Below are 20187 nucleotides of genomic sequence, written 5' to 3'. Positions count from 1 at the left end.
ATGGCTAAGAAAAGCGCAAATTCGACACTGGGGCAGATTGACCAGCAAGAATTACAACATTTAATCACGGTTTCAACGGGATTTATTGATGCATATATTATTCAATGCCATCAAAAAGTACCGATGCTATTACCGCAAAATATTGTGTTATCGGCAATGGATACGCAAACCAATATTGATCATATTGAATGGCATGATTTAAAACTTCCAGTCTATGCCGTGAATGATCCTAAGCAAAAACAAGGGGTTGCATTGGTTATTGAAGGGGATGATGTTTCTGAGCGGTTTGCTTTGGTCTGCGATGAAATGCCTGAATCGATTCGTGTACGTATTTCAGAAATTGTGGATGAAGAGCGCGAAACCGATGACGACAAAGTCTTTAAATATGTAAAAATGGGGGAGCATGAATTCTATGTTCCTCATTTGCAAAATATACAAACCCAGCTCGGGTTGTAATAAAAAAGGAACTCATTTGAGTTCCTTTTTTATTGATCTTTTTTTATTTTTAAGCAAGCAGTTCAATTAAAATCTGTTCATAGATTTCAGCCAATGGTTCAAGTTCAGCGACATTGACATGCTCATTAATCTGATGGATGGTTGCATTTAATACACCGAGTTCAAGTACTTGCGCACCTGTAGGGGCAATAAAGCGACCATCTGAAGTTCCGCCACTGGTTGAAAGTACCGTATCAATGCCTGTAACATTTTTAATCGCTGTTTTTGCAGCATTCACCAACTCACCGACAGGCGTAAGGAATGGTAAACCCGATAAAGTCCACTGAATATCATAATTCAATTGATGCTTATCTAAGGTCTCAAGTACACGTTGTTTTAAGATGTCCGCAGTCACTTCGGTTGAATAACGGAAGTTAAAGGTCACTTTTAATGTCCCTGGAATGACGTTGGTTGCGCCAGTGCCTGCTTGGATATTTGAAATCTGGAATGAGGTTGCAGGAAAGTATTCATTGCCATTGTCCCAAACTGCTTCGCACAATTCATTGATGGCTTTAGAAGCAGAATGAATTGGGTTTTCAGCGAGATGTGGATAGGCAACATGACCTTGCTTGCCATGAACAGTCAGTACAGCATTTAGAGAGCCACGACGGCCATTCTTGACGATATCGCCCAGTTGATTTGTGCTTGATGGTTCGCCAACTAAGCACCACGTCATTTTTTCATTACGCGCTTCTAATGTTTCAACGACTTTAACTGTACCGTTAATTGATGGACCTTCTTCATCTGAAGTAATTAGGAAGGCAATAGAACCTTTATGATTTGGATGTTTTGCAACAAAACGCTCAGAAGCAACCACCATCGCAGCCAATGCCGTTTTCATATCAGCAGAACCACGCCCATATAACTTACCATCACGAATACTTGGTAAAAATGGATCTGAATTCCATGCGTCTAAATGGCCAGTTGGTACAACATCGGTATGTCCTGCAAAGCAGAATACTGGATTTTCAGTACCGCGGCGTGCCCATAAATTATCAACATCTTCAAAACGCATGTTTTCGATATTAAAGCCAATCTTTGCTAAACGTTCTGCCATGATGTTTTGACAATCATGATCTACAGGCGTTACAGAAGGTTGACGAAGGAGTTGTAAACTAAGTTCAAGCGTATCGGAATGGTTCATGCGAGATGTAGCTAAATCTGGTGAAATGTGAACCGATATAATAGGGGAATATGCAGCAGAAAGGTATGGGAAAATAAACCTTATCTAGGTTTAGATAAGGTTTTGGTAAGTTGCTTTCAGGGATTACATTTTATCTTGTGTTTTCTCCGCAGTTTGTGTGACTTTATCACCTGCCTTAGACACATCTTTACCAATACCTTTGAATGTATTACAGCCAGTTAAAACAAAAGCAGTCATGATTGAAGCAACTAAAATTTTTTTCATCATCGTCTCCATTTCAATTTAATTATGATGTACTTAAGAGGCTAAAAAAGTTAACAGTAAATGACTATGTGGGTTTGATGGTAGATGTGTTATAAAATGTTAATTTGTAGAATAATTATTCACTTTATTTCATAAATAAAAGCGAAGGTTGGCGAAACATATAATAAGAATGTGTTGGCTGATCCTGATAATACAAACCATTGGTCCACCAGACAGCGGTTTGTGATGATGGTTCTAAATCAGGGCAGAGCCATTCATGACGTTGTAAGCGATAATAAGGCGTTTGTGGGATGTGGGTTCCCCATTGTCCTAAACGCCGTGATGCATTGATCCAAGACGGTAAACTTAAGCTGTTTTGTTGCTCAGGTAGATAGAGTTGACCTTTCATCACTGCAAACTTTCTTTGAATTTGATGGTGATTGGCTTCTGAAAACTGAAATTGACGTTCAGTAAAATGTTTTAACTTTCGGTGCAAGGTGTCTTCGCGGTTTAGGCCGTACCATTGTGCTAAATCTAATTCGTTTTCACCCAGATAATATTTTAATGCCACTTCCCAATGTTCGATTTCATTTGTTCGTGTATTGAGTACAACAAAATCGAGTTCACCTAAGGTCACTGCACCTGCAATTTTTTGAATACTATGTCCCAGCAGTTGGTAGGGATGATAGTTATCATCCAATAACCAGAACCAGAGTAAATTCTCAAAACGTAAACCGAGACGGGTACTTTTGAGTTGGGTCAGAAAATCAATCAGTGGCTGAGGCTGTTGATCCAACTGCTTTAATCGCTGCTCATAGTTTTGATAATGAGTGTGCCAAATCGAATCGTGATGAAGCTCAAAATGATGTTTTACATTAAGCTCATTGGGAATCTGAGCCAATATACTCGGGCTGGCAATACAAAATGCTAAATGTCGTACGATTGGGTTATTAAACTGTAACCACGGTTCAAAATAACTGGAAGTGGTAATCAGGTTAGGCATGAATTAACTCAATCATTGAAATAATAAGTGAAGTTTAAGAAAGAACGATAAAAACGCTTTATACTAGCACGGTTGTAAATCGGTGTTGGTTAATTGCTCAATGAAAACATTATTCTGGCGTAGTTTAGTCGTGATTTTTATTACGTTAGGAATTATTGGGGCAATTCTACCGGGGATGCCAACCACTGTCTTTCTGATTTTAGCAGCATGGGCTGCTTCAAAAGGCTGGCCTGAAATGGATGCATGGTTATTGAATCATCCGAAGTATGGGCCGACCTTACGCAACTGGCGTGAGCATGGCACAGTTCCGCGCAAGGCGAAATGGATTGCCAGTATTATGATGCTGATCAGCGGTATCTTAATGTTATTTACCAATGCGCCATTTTGGGTAAAAGTTTTTACTGATGTCACTATGTTTATCGTGGCTGTGTGGCTGTGGTTACGCCCCGAGCCTGAGCAGCGTTAAGAAAAGCAACGCTTTTTAGCTGCGCAAGACGAGCAGCCATGCTGCGAGTGGCGAGTTAAGAAAAGCAACGCTTTGCCCGAAGCGCAAGACGGGCAGCTATGCTGCGAGTGGCGAGTTAAGAAAAGCAATCCATTGTTCTGAGAATCGATAAAACATTGCTTATCGCCGATCCAAAAGATCAGAACAAGATTAAATTACGCTACATCGTTTTGTTTTTATATTTAAAACACACCTATCATTAAAACTACCTAAAAATACAAGAAAAAGATTACGCTCTATGTTGAAATAAAAGTGTTCTATCATCTATCGAGATAAAAATGAGCTATACCCTAGATCAGGCAGATATCGTCATTGATTTAGCAAAACAAACCTTACATTTGCCAAAACATAATAAATTCTATGTGATCTCTTCAGGTAAAAATGGTATTGGCGAACAAGAGAATAGTGGCAAGACGCCAAGAGGTTGGCATCAGGTTGCACAAAAGATTGGTGGTGATGCGCCTAAAAATGCTGTCTTTATTGCACGCCAACCCACGGGTGAAGTATATGACCAACAATTAGCGCAACAATTTCCACAACGAGATTGGATATTGTCACGAATCTTATGGTTGGATGGTTTAGAGGAAGGCTTTAACCATGGGGAAGGGCACGATACCTTTAAGCGTTATATCTATATCCATGGTACTCCTGATACAGAACCGATGGGCATTCCAATGTCACATGGTTGCATTCGTATGAAGAATGATGAAATTCTTGAACTGTTTGAACTCGTTTCAGAGCAAGCCGTGGTTTATATTTCTGAACAAGCCTTAGAAAATAATGCATGAAAATGCAAATAAGTGCTTAAATAAAATACGGAAATGTTGATTTTTTCAAAGAATTACTTATTTTTTAATCATTCGTGCGGTTTTTTAGGAAAACAGTGGCAAAAGCGTTTGACAGGCTGTAAAGATTCTCTATAATGCACCTCACAAACGATGAAGACGTTAAGGGCGCTTAGCTCAGTTGGTAGAGCGTCTGCCTTACAAGCAGAATGTCGGCGGTTCGATCCCGTCAGCGCCCACCAAGCCTTTACGTTAAAACTCAAGTGCAGCGGTAGTTCAGTTGGTTAGAATATCGGCCTGTCACGCCGAGGGTCGCGGGTTCGAGCCCCGTCCGCTGCGCCACTTAAGTTTTAATAATTGTTTGTCATGATTGCAAAATTATCGTGCAGCGGTAGTTCAGTTGGTTAGAATATCGGCCTGTCACGCCGAGGGTCGCGGGTTCGAGCCCCGTCCGCTGCGCCACTTAAATTTGCAAGAATGAAAACCTTGGGATACAAGATGATAATTTTTATCTTGCGTCATAAAGATTGATAGTTAATCAGTTTTTATTCCTTAGGGCGCTTAGCTCAGTTGGTAGAGCGTCTGCCTTACAAGCAGAATGTCGGCGGTTCGATCCCGTCAGCGCCCACCATAATTTGTGACACTTACTTCTCATTATGAAGTAATACAGTGCAGCGGTAGTTCAGTTGGTTAGAATATCGGCCTGTCACGCCGAGGGTCGCGGGTTCGAGCCCCGTCCGCTGCGCCATTCTCTTGATATCAGTTTAAGAGAGTGTTAGTTTTAACAAGTATCTTTATACTTGATCTCTGATTCGAGATGCCATTGGAAAAATCAAAGATTTTTCTCTTGCGCTCAGACAAAGCTTCGCTTTGTTTATCCTCGCTCAGGGCGCTTAGCTCAGTTGGTAGAGCGTCTGCCTTACAAGCAGAATGTCGGCGGTTCGATCCCGTCAGCGCCCACCATATATCTTCCTTAAATCTCATATCATTGTAATCCATACAAAGTTATTTTATGATTAGCGTCAATAATGATTCTAATATTGAAGTACTTTATGAGAAACCCTTATCAACGCAAGGCTGCGTCGAAATCTCAAACTACACCTTCTGGTTCTTCACTCAAAGACGCTTACCGTCAGTTTATTCAAAATATTATTATGCAACGCCACGTGATTGCACTGTATCACGATGGTTGGGCCTTATGCTCAACGCCATCTGGACAGCATGCACTATCAGTCTGGCAGAATAAAAGTCTGGCAAAATTACTGATTAAAGACAATTGGGCGCAATATGAAATTCAAGAAGTGCCATTACTGGCTTTTATTGAAAAGTTGATTCCATTTTTAAAAGAAAACAATACGATTTTATCTTTAGATTTGACTCCGGAAGGAAATAATCTCTTGGTTTCCCCTGATGCGTTATTGTTGGATATTAAGAATTTTCTGTACCAAGTTTATTTACAGCGCCCAGATGTTTTTGCTGAGTTAAAGCTACCTTTACCACGTGATATTCGTTTGCATAACTCAGCTTCATCCTAATTGAGAGGATAATCTCTCAATCAATACTCATTTAAGATCCAGCCACTCGCATAGGCAAAGTATTCTCTCAACCAGGCGTTATAACGTGTTGCCAAAGGTGTGGTTGCACCAAGCATGGTGATATTGCTGTAGCCTTGTTTCTTGGCAATGGCAGCAGCACGTAAGGTATGGAAGTCACTGGTCACGATTGCAATTGGCTGCTGAATATTGATGTGTTGTGCCTGCAATAAGGTTTGACTATTTTTGAGATTCAGCTCAGTGCTGGTGCTTTTATCTTCCAAAATGATTTGTGATGCAGGAATGCGATAGTGCTGTTGTACGTAGCGTGACATCACCACGGCTTCGCTATCAGTTTCACCAAAATCAATACCACCTGTCATGACTAACTTTGCTTGGGGTTGAGCTAAAGCAATAGGTGCAGCACGATCTAAGCGTTTTGCGAGTGTTGCAGATGGTTGTCCTTTCTCCACGCCACTACCTAGTACGATAATCGCTTTAACCGCAGGGATGTTTTGAGTTTTGGCATTATTATCTGAAAGATAATCAAAGAAATAGCCTAAGCTAACTAACCAAACCCAGAAGCAGAGCCAGCCGAAGCGCCAGATTGAATGCAAGCGGAAATGATAGAAAAAGAAACGTTCAATATGATAATAGAAATAAGCATACAGACAGAAAAATAGTCCAAGTAGCAGCGGGAGTACTGTTCCAATATGAATCTTTTTAAAAGCGATCAGAATTGCGCCATCTAAGAACAGAACTGAACCGATAAGGGCTAAAATAATACGAACCCATGAACTTATTTGCATAATCTTAATTGTGTCGATTTGAACCGTGCTAAGTGTATGCAAAATTCAGAGAAAGGCAAATCCTCTTATTGTCGTATAAAAAAACGAGTGGCTAGCACTCGTTTTTTAGATAGAGAAGAATTAATAAACGTCTCGGCGATAACGACCAGTTTGTCTTAACTCATCCAGTTTTTCTTCGCTAAGAATATCCATCAATGCCTGATCGACGCCAGAAGCCATGCCTTCAATGCTACCACAGACATAAATCACAGCACCTTGCTCAACCCATTTGATCAGTTCTTCAGCATTGTTGCGCAATACGTCCTGAACATAGATACGCTGTTCTTGATCGCGAGAAAAGGCGAGGTCTAAACGTTGTAGTGTTCCCATGTTTAACCAGGCTTGAATGGTTTCTTGATAGAAGAAATCATGTTCGCGTTGACGTTCACCAAAGATCAGCCAGTTGGCTGTGTAATTTTGGCGATTACGTTGCTGTAACAAGCTCATGAGACCTGCGATACCGGTACCATTACCAATACAGATAATAGGACGGTTATCATCAATTAAATGGAATGATTCATTGGTTCGAATACGCAGGGCAATAGTATGTTTTAGTTGCGCAAATTCGGTTAACCAGCCAGAACCAAGACCGAGTTGATCATTTTCATCGCGTTTTTGGCGAACCACCAGTCTTAGTACTTGTTGAGATGGAATACTGGCAATCGAATATTCACGTGCGGGTAGGGTGGGTAACTGTTCCAGTAAATCTTCAAGCGTACTAAAAGGCTGGATTTCAACCCGCAGATTTCTATCCCACAGCGCTTGTTCGATATTTTGGTTCAATGATTTAACGATACTATGTGCTGGGGTTTGATACTTGATCAAGAAGTTCTGAATATCAGCCAAACTATTGGCAGGTTGAATTTCTGCAATATCACCCGCATGCCATGTCATATCTGAAGCTGAGGTCAGCTCGATATTATAAGCTGCTTGCCCTAAGCTATCTGGATTAAGTAGGGTGCGTTCGCTTAGCGTCCATTGGTCAAACACTTTTTCGATATTCATCGCATGTAGCTCGTGCTGGGTTACCGCAGACAAACCCTGATTCCAACGCTGAATATCAGTGGCATTGGCATTATCCACTTCGATCAAGTCGAATAATGGTTGCGCATGACATTGCTTTAACCATGCATCTACTGCATAGCCGAAGCTGCAATAACTATCAGGGTATTCTTTTGAACCCAGTGCCAGTACAGCATATTGCATTTGGCTAAGATCAAGTTTTTGTTGCATCAGTTTCTTGCTGAAACTTGCAGCAAGATCAGGTGCCTCACCTGTACCATAGGTACTGACTACGAATAAAACCTGTGATGCTTGTAATAGATCTTGCTCAGTCAGTTGCTGAATTGGTTTAACCGTGGTTGGCTGTTGCGCTTCTTGCAAGCTTGTTGCTGTACGCCAAGCCAATTGTTCAGCCACACCAGTTTGCGTTGCATAAGTAATCAGCCAAGGCTTGGCATTTGGATCAATCGGCTGTGCGTTGAGTGACTGACGTGCCGCTTGAGTTAATTTCTTCTGTTTACGACGTTTTAGATACAGCATCCAACCAGTTACAAAGAACAGTGGCATTGCTAATGAAGCCAACATGGCAATAAATTGATAGGTTGAACCAAAGAAGCTACCGCGGTGTACCGGCAACATGCTGCTCATGATTTTTTCATTGAGCTTCTTGTCTTCATAGAGTTCAAATTTTTCGAATTTATTGTTTTGATAGTTATAAACCGCTTGGTTGCGTGCACGCTCATGTTGTGGAATAGCATCGACAAATGAAAGTTCAACCTTGGCATCATCACGTTTAGGAATATTTAAGGTCAGGCTGGAATATTCACGGCCAATCTGTGCATTTACCCCTGTCCATGTTTGCGTCAGGATGGTATTGACCTGCGTTTTTTCTAACTCTGGTTGTTTATCTTTACTACGGTCATTATTTTGTTGATTACGTTGTGGTTGTTCAACTCCCATAACTTTGAACATGCCAGCACGCCACCAGTCATAAGACCAATATAAGCCTGTACATGCAAACAGTAGATAGAACACAACCACCCAGGTTCCTACTACTGCATGAAGATCCCAAATAAAATTACGACCTTTCAATTTAGGTTTAATAAGCAACCATTGTTTAAAGCTATGTTTCTTTGGAAAACGTAGATAGATGCCACTCAATACAAAGAAAATCAGCATCAGAGTCGATGCCCCAGTAATCTGTGCGCCAAACTCACCAGCGGTTAAATTACGGTGTAAACGCTGAATAAATTGCAGTGTATCGCGACCTTTAACTTCAGGTAAGACTGCTGCTGTGTACGGGTTTACCATCATGTTATAACCACGACGCGCACCTTCTTTTTTAATATTGACGGTTGACGATTCAGTTGGATCGGCGGCGATAGTAATGCTATTAATTTCAATCTCGGGTTGTTGTTGATTGAAATGTTGATACAGCTCGGCAGGGGTGAGTTTTGGTGTTTGAGCAGCCTCAACCACATAACTGTCTTGGTTAATCCATTTTAGAATCTGTGGTTCGTATGAGTAGATTGCACCCGTGACTCCCATTAAAGAGAGAATGAGTCCCGCGGTAATCCCTAAAAACCAATGAATCTGGAAGAAAACTTTTTTAAACATGGTCAAAAAATGGAAAGATAATGAAATTCATGTAAAAAATTATAACCTAAGAATAAGTACATAATATGGATTTTGCAGATAATATTGATTTTGATTATTATTTACCATTTAAGGACGAAATGTGCGCATGATTAATTATAAAATTTAATAAAAACAAATGATTGCTAAATTGATGTGACCAAGAGGAAGTAAAATTAATTTAAATTTAAAATGATAATAATTATTATTCACCTGATGGTGTGATGATGTTTCTAAGACTTTCTCATCATTCAAAACAACAATTTTATTAGTCCTAACCCTGCAATTGATCTATAGCTTGATCACAGATTTGGTTACAAATATTTCATTTTATCAAGCGCTTGTAACAACAGTCTTGTCATTTTGTTGAGATCAAAACATTCATTGCACGAAAGGAAATATTTTTTATTGATGAGGAGGGAATATGTCCTTTCAACATAGAAAAACAGTACTTGCAACAACAATTCAAATTGCACTATTCAGTATGTTTTTTGGAAGTTCTTCTACGGCTTATGCTGAAAAGGAGGGGCAAATTAAGCCTACAATGATGAACGATGCGGTGCCACTTAGTGATGATACTGATACTTCTTCGCTTCCTGTAATTAAAGTTAGGGCTAATCAACAGGATGAATTAAAAAAACAAATCGAGTCTGGTGCTTTAGGGCGGCGTTCTGTTTTGGATACGCCTTTTTCTATGACAGTGGTAGAGAGTGAAGATATTCGTAAACGGGGCGCAAAGTCTATCGCACAAATTTTTGCCAATGATGCATCTGTTTATTCACCGACCAGTTCAGCCACGACCGATTGGTGGGGAGCGCAAATTCGTGGGTTAAGTGTCCGTAATTTTTATGCCGATGGTCTGCCAATGGATTTATATTGGGGAGGTGATTTTCCAGTTGAAGCTGCCGAAACCGTCACAGCTTTAAAAGGCTTAAAAGGTTTTATGTATGGCTTTGGCTCACCTGGTGGGGCAATCAGCTATAGCTTAAAACGTCCGAAAGAGGTTCCTGAAACCGTGGTGGATGTGGGTTATCGAAATAGCAGCTTATTTTCAGCATTCATAGACAGTAGTGATCGAAGCAGTATTGGTGATATTGGCTATCGCGTCGTCATGGGCGGAGAAAAAGGCGAAGCCTACAATGCGGCAGATTCAAATCGTTTTGTGGGTTCTTTGGCATTAGATAAACAATTTAATGATCGGCTGAGCTGGGATGCGAATTTTACTTACGAAAAAAACAAGCTCAAACACGAACCCTTTCAATTTTATTCAAGTGCTTATATTGTTGCGGGGAGTGGTGGGAAATTGCCACAACCGACCTACGACTACAAAAATCTGAATGTTGATAATGCTTACTATGATACTTCAACCTTTATCGCTTCAACTGGCTTTAACTGGAAGTTTAATGAAAATTGGGACAGTAAATATCAATTTGGATATACGACAAAGGAACATGAATCAAGGAAGACCTTTGCAAATTTACAAAACCGGAATGGGGATTATTCTGGAAGATTATATGATTTTGCGGGCGTGTTAGAAAGCTACGTTAATCAGCTGATGTTCAATGGTAAATTTAGCACTGGCGTGATTGAGCATGAAGTGGTGATGGGGGGAGGGTATCAGCGGAGCCTAGATCGTTATAGCAATGAAATGTATTATGGAAATGATTTTAATGGAAATATTTATCAAGAACAAAAATTTATCATTGCACGTACTCCTGATTTTAGTCTTGCGCCTAAAAACCGTGATGAAAGCCAAAGCTATGGATTCCTAAGCGATACTATCCATTTAAATGACCATTGGCAGACGATTCTTGGCTTACGCTATACTTATTTTGATCGTGAAGATGTCGATCGGGATCCAACTAAAAATTCAGGTTATAGCACTAAAACCACGACCCCAACAGTTGCAGTCTTATATAAGCCAAACACTGATGCAACCTTATACGCTAGTTATGTTGAAGGTCTGGAACCCGGTTCTCGTGTAAGTGAAATGTACGCCAATGCTGGAGAAATTTTAAAAGCAACGGTGAGCAAGCAATATGAAATAGGGTTTAAATATGATATTGCACCGTTTAGCTTGAGTTCTGCCTTATTTAAAATTGAACGAGCTGCAGTGATTGATCGATTTCAAGATGAACAACGCTACTTAAAACAAGATGGTTTAACCACTTATCAAGGTATAGAGTTAAATGGCAGTTATCGTCCTAGCGATCAATGGAAATTGGGCGTTAGTGTGATTGGCTTGGATGCAAGTATTGATCGGGTTTCAGAAGCTAATCAAGCTATTCTGGGCAATAGGCCCGCAAATGCAGCCAAGTGGCAGGCTGTCTTAAATACTGAATATCAGTTAAAAGCTATTGGAGGATTAAGCTTGCATGGTAATGTCCGTTACAACGGGGCTTCTTATACATCTACAAGTAATGATCTCAAACTTCCAGCTTATAGTATCCTTAATACGGGGTTATCTTATAAATTTAAATTGGCTGGGCATGATGCTACGGTCAATGCCAATATTAATAATCTACTGAATAAAAAATATTGGGCTGGCGGAGATTGGGGAGCAGTCAATATAGGCGAAGCTCGTAATGGATCACTGGGTTTAAATATCAACTGGTAAATATGTTTGGATCTGGCGCTAATATTTACTTAAAGAAAAGATGAGACTAAAAACAGGCTCATCTTTTTCATTTAGATTCCTATAAACTTGATAAGAAGTGCGACAACGACTCCACCAATAATTGCAATGATTAGAGACGCTAAATATTGTTGATACCATTAAAAAAACCTCCCATGTAGGGAGGTTTTTTAAGTCAGAGACTAAAACTTAAATTGATTTAGGTGCGCCAACAGTTTCGTTTAAGTGTTTACGTACGGTATTGAACGAGAAATTTTTCGAGTCCATACGCTTTGGCAAAATATAGGCGCCTTGTTGTTCTTCGCCTTTTGTTTTTACCTTAAAGTTCACCAAAATAAAGTCAGGCGAACTATACCATTCGTAAATGTCTTTCCAACCAATCGTTGCTGTACCTTCTTGCAAGCCCATCTTTTGGCGCATCACGATACCATGAGGTTGTACACCTAAACGGAGTCCTTTGATTTCTTGAACAGGGAATTCGGTCATCTTGCGTTTGACATACCATTCCAAACCAAATCGTTTGATCAGGTAGAAAAGTGCCACACCGATAATCACTACCCAACAAATCACAGTTGAGTAAGTGGAGTAATATTTAATAAGTCCTGCAGCAACTAAAGAAAGCACAACCAGTGCAATCATAATCATCCATGCTTTGCGGCTGAATTTGTTAGTACTACGCCAAATCATAAGTTGAGCTTGACGTTGTTCAGCTTCAGAAACTTCGTAAGGAACAGGTTGTAGCGTATAAGCGTATAGCGTTTTGGCGGTCATAATATAGAAAACGAGTATATAACTGGGTTAAGTTTAACACCTATTGGCATGCAAAGATATTATGCCAAAGGCGAATCCTGGCGGGCTGCTGCAATCTCAGCAGCCTTTAAAGTGAAGCAAATTCGGTACCATCTTCATTAGGCTCATGACTGAGGCTTTGTTTTAACATACTTAAACGTGTTAACACACTGAGCATCAGTGAAAGTTGCTGCAAAATAATCAGCGATTCTGGATCATTATCTTCATTGCGGCTGAGACGATCACGGATGGTTTGCATCAGATTTTGTGCTGATAAATCAGGAACTTCATCTCTGAGCAGCGCACCTTGAATGTCATCTAAAGCTTGATCGAGTAAACCCAATACTTCCTGATCTTGGATTTGCTCACGGTGTGCGCCTAATGCTGCGATATAGCTTAAAAAAGTATGGCTCAGGCATAAAAATTCAAAAGCTAAACTTTTTTGATTCACATCAATATTTGGTTCAGTTGCAATTGTTGAAATCAGGGAAGCCACTTCAGCATCGGTATTATGTGCGGCACGTCGAACAACACGATAATTCAAGGCATTATTACGACCTTGATGATACTGCTCTACCACTTCGGCAAGATATTTACATTGCGCCTGAAGAGAACGTTGAATCGAACGCGGCAGTCTACGGAATTTCCAGTCTGGCCAAATAAAGCTAACACCAAACCATGCCAAGGCACAGCCAATCACGGTGTCAATAAAACGTGGTAAACCTGCAGCGAATGCAGAGCCGTCCAGATTAAAGTTGATTAACGCAAGGATGGTAATAAAAGCAGTAGCTTGCGCATATTGCTTACTGCGCAGCTCCAGAAACAGTACACCACTCAGAATCAACATCACCAATTGCCCTTCTATTGAAGGAATAAAATAGATGATGGCGAGACCAACGATAATACCGACCAATGTTCCGACGATACGTAAATACAAACGTCGTTTGGTGGCATTGAAGTTGGGTTGGCATACAAATAACGCGGTGAGCAGAATCCAGTAACCATAGGCGATATTGGTAAGTTGAATAAACAGATAGCCAATAAACAATACAATCGATAAACGTACCGCATGACGGAACAATACAGACTCAGGTGTGAGATGCTGTTTCACCCGCACCATAATGTCATTCCAGCCTTTTAGATCATCATCTTTTAACTGACTTTCAGTATGTTGTGCATTGATCTTTTGCAGATTTCGTTCAGTTTCTAGGTTTTGTAATTGTGCATCAATCGATTTGAGATTTTGATAAAGTGCAAATAAGGCATTAATTCTGACTTGGTCATAGTGTCCATCTTTGCGCAGTTTTTCTAATGATAAACGCAAGTTCTCAAAACTATGTTTAAAGCGCTTGTTATGCACATAACGGGTACGACTTAAAATAGATTGAGCCAAATCCTGACAGGCTTTGCCTTGGATTGATAAGATCCTTTGAAAGCGAAATAAAATATCACTATGTTGAAAGACTTTTGCCAGTTTTTGATAGTCGATATGCGCTGAATCGGCGCGCTCATGAATATCTTGAGCGACAAAATAGTATTGCAGACTGCGTCGAGTTCCCTTTTGTCCACGGTCACCTTTGAGACGTGTCAACAGTGACATGCGCATATCGTTAAAGATCGCCACTAACTTGCCATTTTCCATGGCGATATCAATCATGCTTTGTTGATAGCTAGAGGGGGTCATATCCACATCAAATAAGTTTGATTTAGCGAATAAGAAACTCCCTAAGGCGGTGTAGGACGCAGCCAATTGATCTTGAACTTTACGTACAGGGAACAATAGAAAGCTGATAGTAGAAAGTAAACCATACCAAGCCGCACCAACAACAAGCAGAGCAGGTTGCAGATACCATTGTTCAAATAAATGTACGCCCAACATTGAATAGACCGAAATGACTAAACAACCATAGGCAATGGTGGCATAGCGACGACCTAAAGAACCCAATAAGATCCAGCCGATACAAGAGGCGATTAATCCAATTGCAAAGGCAATCGGATAGGGGAATAACAGTTGAACCGAAGCCGCTGTAATGAAGAACCCGATATAGGTATAAATCAGGTTCATGATGCGCACAGAAAAGCGGTCATCAATATCACTAATGGCTGCGGCAACGACACCGAGTGTTAAGGGAATCGTTGCCAATTGGTAATTTAAAAGGTAGGGAACAAAAGCAGTCCCCGTAAAGGCGATTAACATACGCACGTTATACATAAACGTGGTGTTATAGGTTGCTTGTCTTAAACGTCCGAACCAAGGATTCAAAGTTTGTCCTTTTTGTATTCTGCAATCAATTTTCTGATTCTTATTATGCACAAATATGTTGAGGATGCTAAGCTTAGAATGGTGATTAACATGAAAAGTAGAGCATTATGCAGGCAGAGCAAACCAATCAGCGTCAATATTCAACAGCATGGATTTTGTTGCTTGCTTTGTTAACCGCATTAGGGCCGTTGTCGATCGATATGTATTTACCCGCTTTGCCGCAAATGGCAGATGAGTTCGGGGTCAGTACACAAATGGTTGCCAATACCTTACCCGCTTATTTTTTGGGATTGGCGATTGGACAGTTGATTTATGGGCCTGTCAGTGACCGTATTGGACGTAAAAAGCCATTATATTTTGGCTTAGGGCTTTATGCGATTGCCAGTTTAGCCTGTGTCTTTGCGACCAATGAGTGGGCACTGATTGCAGCTCGTATATTTCAAGCTTTAGGTGGCTGTGTAGGTGTGGTCATGGCGCGAGCAACCATTCGTGATCGTCTGGATATGCACGGTTCTGCACAAGCCTTTTCCAGCATGATGATTGTGATGGGGCTGGCACCGATTCTGGCACCAATCTTTGGTGCATGGATTCTTAATTTCTTTCCATGGCAAGCGATTTTTATCACTTTATCGATGATTGGGGTGATGTGCTGGCTCTGTGTACATTTCTTCTTTAAAGAGTCACTGCCTGTTGAACGCCGTTTAAAATTATCGGCTTATCAAGTCACCACACTCTATGCTGCTATTCTCAAAGATGAGAGCTTTAGAGTACCAATGTTTGCGGGCTGCTTAACCGGCGCAGCTTTATTCTGCTATATCAGCTCTGCTTCCGAAGTGTTTATGGGGCAATATGGATTGTCTCAGCAACATTTCTCTTATGCATTTGCGTTGAATGCAGCAGGGATTATGTTGATGTCCTCACTGAATAAACATTTGAATACCCGAATGGGAATTTTCCAACGCCTGCGTTTGGGTGGTTTGATTCAATGTTTTGGGGCATTGATTGTGCTAAGTGCGGGTCTTATGGCGGATGCACCGTTATTACTGTTAATGTCGGGCTTATTCTTGGTGGTGTCTGGAATTGGTTTAACTGGCCCGAATGCGATGGCTTTGGCGATGTCTCAGCAAGGGGCGCGTGCTGGTACGGCAAGTGCGATTATGGGCAGTATGCAATTTGCTTGTGGTCTGTTGGCTGGGATTATCTTGAACTTCTTGGTGTGGAAGGCATCTTTGAACATGGGCATCATGATGCTGTTATTTACCAGTGCGGGATTGTTCGCCATTTTAAAAGTAGGGAAACAGCAAAGCAGTCTCTCAGCTTAGAGAAACTGCTTTATCTACATGCTTAATCGAGAAACACCGTAAAGTTTTCCACTGGCTCGCGTGGTGTAATGAAAGTATTCACAATATGGTCTGAGTCGGCATAACCTAAAGCTACGGCACAGACCAGTTCTTCATCTTCTGGCGCACCCAAAATATCGAGTACGATTGGGTGGAAATGATTCCATGCTGCTTGCGGGCAAGTATCTAAGCCACGCGCTTTAGCGGCCACCATGACATTTTGAATCATCATGGCAATATCCATTTTGGAGCCGATACCCATGACTTTATTCACAGTGAAATATAAAGCAACGGGGGCATCGAACAATTGAAAGTTACGCAATTGTTGTGCTGCCATTTTTTCTTTTTCACCCTTTTGAATGCCCAGCAAACCATACAGACCCCAACCATTGGCACGACGACGATCAATGAACGGTGAAATCCAAGTTGCAGGATAATAGGCAAAAGTCTCTTGATATTGTGCTGCAAGCTCAGGTTTTTGTAGCAGTTCAATTTGGGCAGTGCAAACACGATCAATCATCTCTGCACGTTTTTGCCCTGTCACCACATAGACTTTCCAAGGCTGAACATTGGTGCCAGAAGGCGCACGACTTGCTACCGCTAAAATATCTTTGATGGTTTGTGTTTCGACAGGGGTATCTAAAAATGCACGGACTGAATGACGAGACGTAATCGCTTCATCTACATAGCGGACTTGTTCCGTGTTCATAAAAAACTCCTCATCATTTTGATCTTTTAATGTGTGCAGACTATAAATCAATAAATGGTTTTTGCAGATAGTTTTTCACATACAACTTTAGCGGTGTGTAAAAAATAATCACAAAAAGAATGCTTTAAGATAAGTTGTAGTGTGTTTTATGTGTTTTGTTTGGTTTGTGTGAAAAATAAAACTATTAGTAACATAATGAAATCGAAAAACTATTTTTTTATTCACGCGAAAATGACGAGAACTCCTTAAATAAAAAGTACACACAATATCCGAAATTTATGCATAATACGCCCTTTTTAAAATTGATTAGGCTTTCCTTGCTGGTTGAGTAAGGAGGAATTTTCTATTTACAGATAGCTTGAATTTATCCAGTTCAAGCGCTGTGGGAAATGTTGAAATATACACTACATACAAGGAGCTTCTCATGAGTTTATCTCTCATCCGTAAGCCGTTCGTAATGCAAGGTTTAGCAATCACTGTTGCAGCCTTAATGATGAACAGTACACATGCTGCCAGCGAGCAAGAACAGATTCAGCAACTTCGCGATGAAGTCAAGGAATTAAAAGCGTTATTACAGCAATATGTTCCCCAGGCAAAACAACAAAATGATGCGACTCAGGTCGCTGTAGCGCCTGCCACACCAGTTGTTGCAACCCAAAATCAAAATACCTCAGTTGTGACTGCGGCTACTTCAAAAAAATCTCCATTAACGTTTAGTACTGCTTCTGGTGCAGAAGTGAAGCTATACGGTTTCTTACGTGGTGATGCGTCTTATCAATCTAAAGGTGGTGACGGTATTTTTAACCGTATCAATAAAGTTGATCTGGAAGGGGCTGAAAAGAACAGTGACCGTTTTTATAGCACTGCGACCGTAACCCGTCTTGGTCTTGATTTTAAAGCACCTGTTGAAGGTGCTAACGTTGGCGGTAAGTTAGAAGTTGACTTCCGTGGCGGCACAAGCAATGACACCATCCGCATCCGTCATGCTTATTTAACAATGAATGACTGGTTATTTGGTCAAACTACCTCAACATTCTTGGCAACTGACTTACAGCCTGAAATGCTTGATTTTAACTCACCTTTGGGGATCGGGACTTACCGTACGCCAATGGTTCGTTATAGTGGCAAGTTTAACCCTGAAACGAGTTATGCCGTTGCTTTAGAAAAAGGCAGTGACGATAACCGTGCGCCAGCTTTAACCTCAAAAGTGAAATATGATTTTGCTGAAGGCAAAGGCACAAGTTCGGCACGTGCATTGCTTACTGAAGCACGCAGTCGAGCTGCTTATAATAATGACAAACAACTCAGTGCTAATGATTCAGAGTTAGGCTGGGGTGTTGCGGTTGGTGCAAAATATAAGTTCACCGATGCATTGCAGGCGATGATCGACTATTCACATGTGAAGGGCGATAGTAAATTCTTGTTGTATACCAACAATGCTTACAATGTAAATCCTAATAATTTCGGTTTAAATCTGAATGAGTTCGATGCCCTAACTTTAGGTGCAACTTATCAAATTAACCCTAAATTACGTAGTACTTTGGCTTATGGTGCAATGTTTGCTGATGACAGTAATGACTTTGCTAAGCAGGCTGTGATCGCAAAAGATGCTGCACAGAACAAGACTTTGCAACAAGGTTGGTGGAATATCATGTATTCACCAGTTACACCGATTACGTTTGGTCTTGAGTATATCTATGGCGAGCGTAAAACCTTTGATGGGCAAAAGGGTACAGATAATCGTGTAGGGGCAATGGCTCGCTACAATTTCTAAGCCATCTACCCAGCAGATGAAAATCATCCGTGAAAACTGAATCACTCATAATTAGCAAAAGTTCATATATAGAACTGTATGCTTTTTATAAAGCTGATTGAGTTTTCACTCATTTTGAGAGTTACTATTTTATGAGTTTCGAGATGGCAAAAAACCATCGACCTAACTGATAAAATATACGGAAGAAGATATGGAATTTACTTTTAATGGTTTCTATACCCTAATTTCGGCGGTGATCGTCTTGTTATTAGGACGTTTACTGGTTAATAAAATTGACTTTTTAAAACGCTATAACATTCCTGAGCCTGTAGCAGGCGGTTTGGTTGCAGCGGTACTTTCACTACTTGTACACTCGCTTTGGGGTTACAGTATTGTTTTTAGTAGTGAATTACAAACCAGTTTTATGCTGATCTTTTTCGCTTCGATTGGCTTAAGTGCCAATTTCATGAAGTTGAAAGAGGGGGGAATCGGTTTAGTTCTATTCCTGATCTGTGTCGCTTCATTTATTGTGGTGCAGAATGCTGTGGGTATGAGCCTAGCGACCATATTAGGTATTGATCCTTTAATCGGTTTGATTGCAGGTTCAATTACACTGACTGGTGGTCATGGTACTGCAGGTGCATGGGGTGAAATTCTTGAAACTCAGCATGGGATTCAAGGTGCTTTAGCCTTAGGTATGGCAAGTGCAACTTTTGGTCTGATTATCGGTGGTATTATCGGTGGTCCATTGGCAAAATTGCTGATCAATCGTTATAGCCTTGCTCAAGCACAGACTCCAGCAGAGATTAAAGATCGCGATACGCATTTAGATCAACATCCTGACGAGCTAGCACCATTTGAAAACCCACATCAGGTTCGTTTAATTACAGCCGATAATGCGATTACCACTTTGGGTATGTTTGCTGCATGTTTAGCATTTGCAGAATTCATGACTGGTTTCAGTAAAGGCACTTGGTTCGAGTTACCAACATTTGTTTGGGCACTTGGCGGTGGTGTGATCTTACGTAATATCTTAGAAAGCGTATTAAAAGTAGATATCTTTGACCGTGCAATTGATGTGTTTGGTAATGCATCATTATCACTTTATCTTGCGATGGCATTGCTTTCATTGAAATTATGGCAATTGGCGGATTTAGCTGGTCCACTTGTCGTTATTTTAGGTGCGCAAACCATTACTATGGCATTGTATGCTGCATTCATTACTTTCCGTGTAATGGGTAAAAACTACGATGCAGCCGTATTAGCAGCAGGTCACTGTGGTTTTGGTATGGGGGCAACACCAACTGCGGTTGCAAACATGCAAGCGATTACCAATATGTATGGACCATCTCATAAAGCATTCTTGATTGTTCCGCTTTGTGGTGCGTTCTTCGTTGATTTAATTAACGCAACAGTAATTCAATTAATTTTGAAATTCTTTGCCTAAGTCGGATCAAAAGCCCCAAGTGGGGCTTTTTTGATTCATCCATTGTTATCGTATATGTA

General features: G+C 40.7%; 16 protein-coding genes and 6 tRNA genes. 14 read left to right on the top strand and 8 right to left on the bottom strand.

The annotated features are described in order from the left end of the window. Entirely contained in the window at positions 1-456 is a 456-nt protein-coding gene (locus tag GBI66_RS02830) for a hypothetical protein (protein WP_151715093.1), read from the top strand. A 49-nt stretch (positions 457-505) separates the two neighbouring features. On the opposite strand, the gene dapE is transcribed toward GBI66_RS02830, so the two are convergent. The 3 genes from dapE to GBI66_RS02815 form a co-directional block, all read right to left on the bottom strand. Next, positions 506-1639 (bottom strand): succinyl-diaminopimelate desuccinylase, encoded by a 1134-nt coding sequence (dapE, locus tag GBI66_RS02825; RefSeq protein ID WP_151715092.1) that lies wholly within the window; start codon positions 1637-1639, stop codon positions 506-508. 123 nt (positions 1640-1762) lie between these two features. After that, positions 1763-1906, bottom strand: a complete 144-nt coding sequence (locus GBI66_RS02820; protein ID WP_016541456.1) for an entericidin A/B family lipoprotein — start codon at positions 1904-1906, stop codon at positions 1763-1765. A gap of 121 nt (positions 1907-2027) precedes the next feature. Then, entirely contained in the window at positions 2028-2885 is an 858-nt protein-coding gene (locus tag GBI66_RS02815) for a DUF1853 family protein (protein WP_151715091.1), read from the bottom strand. A gap of 100 nt (positions 2886-2985) precedes the next feature. Here GBI66_RS02815 and GBI66_RS02810 point away from each other — a divergent pair, with 100 nt between their 5' ends. The 9 genes from GBI66_RS02810 (at position 2986) to GBI66_RS02770 (ending at position 5710) form a co-directional block, all read left to right on the top strand. After that, positions 2986-3351, top strand: coding sequence for a YbaN family protein (locus GBI66_RS02810; protein WP_004802942.1), 366 nt, complete (start codon positions 2986-2988; stop codon positions 3349-3351). A gap of 317 nt (positions 3352-3668) precedes the next feature. Then, the gene (gene elsL / locus GBI66_RS02805) at positions 3669-4178 is read left to right on the top strand and encodes a cell wall-recycling L,D-carboxypeptidase ElsL (RefSeq protein ID WP_005192842.1); all 510 of its coding nucleotides are present in this window, start codon (positions 3669-3671) and stop codon (positions 4176-4178) included. A gap of 163 nt (positions 4179-4341) precedes the next feature. Beyond that, a tRNA-Val gene (locus GBI66_RS02800) sits at positions 4342-4417 on the top strand. Positions 4418-4440: 23 nt separating this feature from the next. Then, positions 4441-4517: transfer RNA gene (locus GBI66_RS02795), tRNA-Asp, on the top strand. A 43-nt stretch (positions 4518-4560) separates the two neighbouring features. After that, a tRNA-Asp gene (locus tag GBI66_RS02790) sits at positions 4561-4637 on the top strand. Positions 4638-4730: 93 nt separating this feature from the next. Continuing rightward, positions 4731-4806 (top strand) — tRNA-Val (locus GBI66_RS02785). Positions 4807-4846: 40 nt separating this feature from the next. Next, positions 4847-4923, top strand: a tRNA-Asp gene (locus GBI66_RS02780). Positions 4924-5062: 139 nt separating this feature from the next. Continuing rightward, positions 5063-5138: transfer RNA gene (locus tag GBI66_RS02775), tRNA-Val, on the top strand. Between the two features lie 89 nt (positions 5139-5227). Then, positions 5228-5710 (top strand): DUF2750 domain-containing protein, encoded by a 483-nt coding sequence (locus GBI66_RS02770; RefSeq protein WP_005192839.1) that lies wholly within the window; start codon positions 5228-5230, stop codon positions 5708-5710. 20 nt (positions 5711-5730) lie between these two features. On the opposite strand, the gene GBI66_RS02765 is transcribed toward GBI66_RS02770, so the two are convergent. Next, positions 5731-6516, bottom strand: a complete 786-nt coding sequence (locus GBI66_RS02765; RefSeq protein ID WP_151715090.1) for a YdcF family protein — start codon at positions 6514-6516, stop codon at positions 5731-5733. A 120-nt stretch (positions 6517-6636) separates the two neighbouring features. Then, complete coding sequence (locus GBI66_RS02760; RefSeq protein WP_151715089.1) at positions 6637-9174, bottom strand: sulfite reductase flavoprotein subunit alpha; 2538 nt, start codon at positions 9172-9174, stop codon at positions 6637-6639. A 442-nt stretch (positions 9175-9616) separates the two neighbouring features. Between GBI66_RS02760 and GBI66_RS02755 the strand changes: the two genes are divergently transcribed. Next, a complete protein-coding gene (locus GBI66_RS02755) occupies positions 9617-11809 on the top strand; it encodes a TonB-dependent siderophore receptor (RefSeq protein WP_151715088.1) in 2193 nt (730 codons plus the stop codon). A gap of 207 nt (positions 11810-12016) precedes the next feature. Here the strand turns inward: GBI66_RS02755 and GBI66_RS02750 are convergent, their stop codons facing one another. Next, positions 12017-12598 carry a YcxB family protein gene (locus tag GBI66_RS02750; RefSeq protein ID WP_151715087.1) on the bottom strand — a complete coding sequence of 194 codons (582 nt, stop codon included), beginning with the start codon at positions 12596-12598 and terminating at the stop codon, positions 12017-12019. A 106-nt stretch (positions 12599-12704) separates the two neighbouring features. Further along, positions 12705-14879: a YccS family putative transporter gene (gene yccS, locus GBI66_RS02745; RefSeq protein WP_151715086.1), complete on the bottom strand. Its 2175-nt coding sequence runs from the start codon at positions 14877-14879 to the stop codon at positions 12705-12707. Positions 14880-14986: 107 nt separating this feature from the next. Here yccS and GBI66_RS02740 point away from each other — a divergent pair, with 107 nt between their 5' ends. Next, the gene (locus GBI66_RS02740; protein WP_005192829.1) at positions 14987-16201 is read left to right on the top strand and encodes a multidrug effflux MFS transporter; all 1215 of its coding nucleotides are present in this window, start codon (positions 14987-14989) and stop codon (positions 16199-16201) included. Positions 16202-16223: 22 nt separating this feature from the next. Here GBI66_RS02740 and GBI66_RS02735 read toward each other — a convergent pair whose 3' ends face one another. Continuing rightward, positions 16224-16928, bottom strand: coding sequence for a nitroreductase (locus tag GBI66_RS02735; protein ID WP_151715085.1), 705 nt, complete (start codon positions 16926-16928; stop codon positions 16224-16226). A 424-nt stretch (positions 16929-17352) separates the two neighbouring features. Here GBI66_RS02735 and GBI66_RS02730 point away from each other — a divergent pair, with 424 nt between their 5' ends. Both GBI66_RS02730 and gltS read left to right on the top strand, forming a co-directional pair. Beyond that, positions 17353-18702 carry a DcaP family trimeric outer membrane transporter gene (locus GBI66_RS02730; RefSeq protein ID WP_151715084.1) on the top strand — a complete coding sequence of 450 codons (1350 nt, stop codon included), beginning with the start codon at positions 17353-17355 and terminating at the stop codon, positions 18700-18702. Between the two features lie 190 nt (positions 18703-18892). Further along, complete coding sequence (gene gltS, locus GBI66_RS02725; protein ID WP_005192821.1) at positions 18893-20128, top strand: sodium/glutamate symporter; 1236 nt, start codon at positions 18893-18895, stop codon at positions 20126-20128. Positions 20129-20187: the final 59 nt, after the last annotated feature.

It is taken from the genome of Acinetobacter sp. TUM15071, assembly GCF_008980925.1.
Taxonomy (GTDB): Bacteria; Pseudomonadota; Gammaproteobacteria; order Pseudomonadales; family Moraxellaceae; genus Acinetobacter; species Acinetobacter dispersus.
The sequence above is the reverse complement of the archived record's forward strand: the minus strand, read 5'-3'. Positions and strand labels throughout refer to the sequence as shown.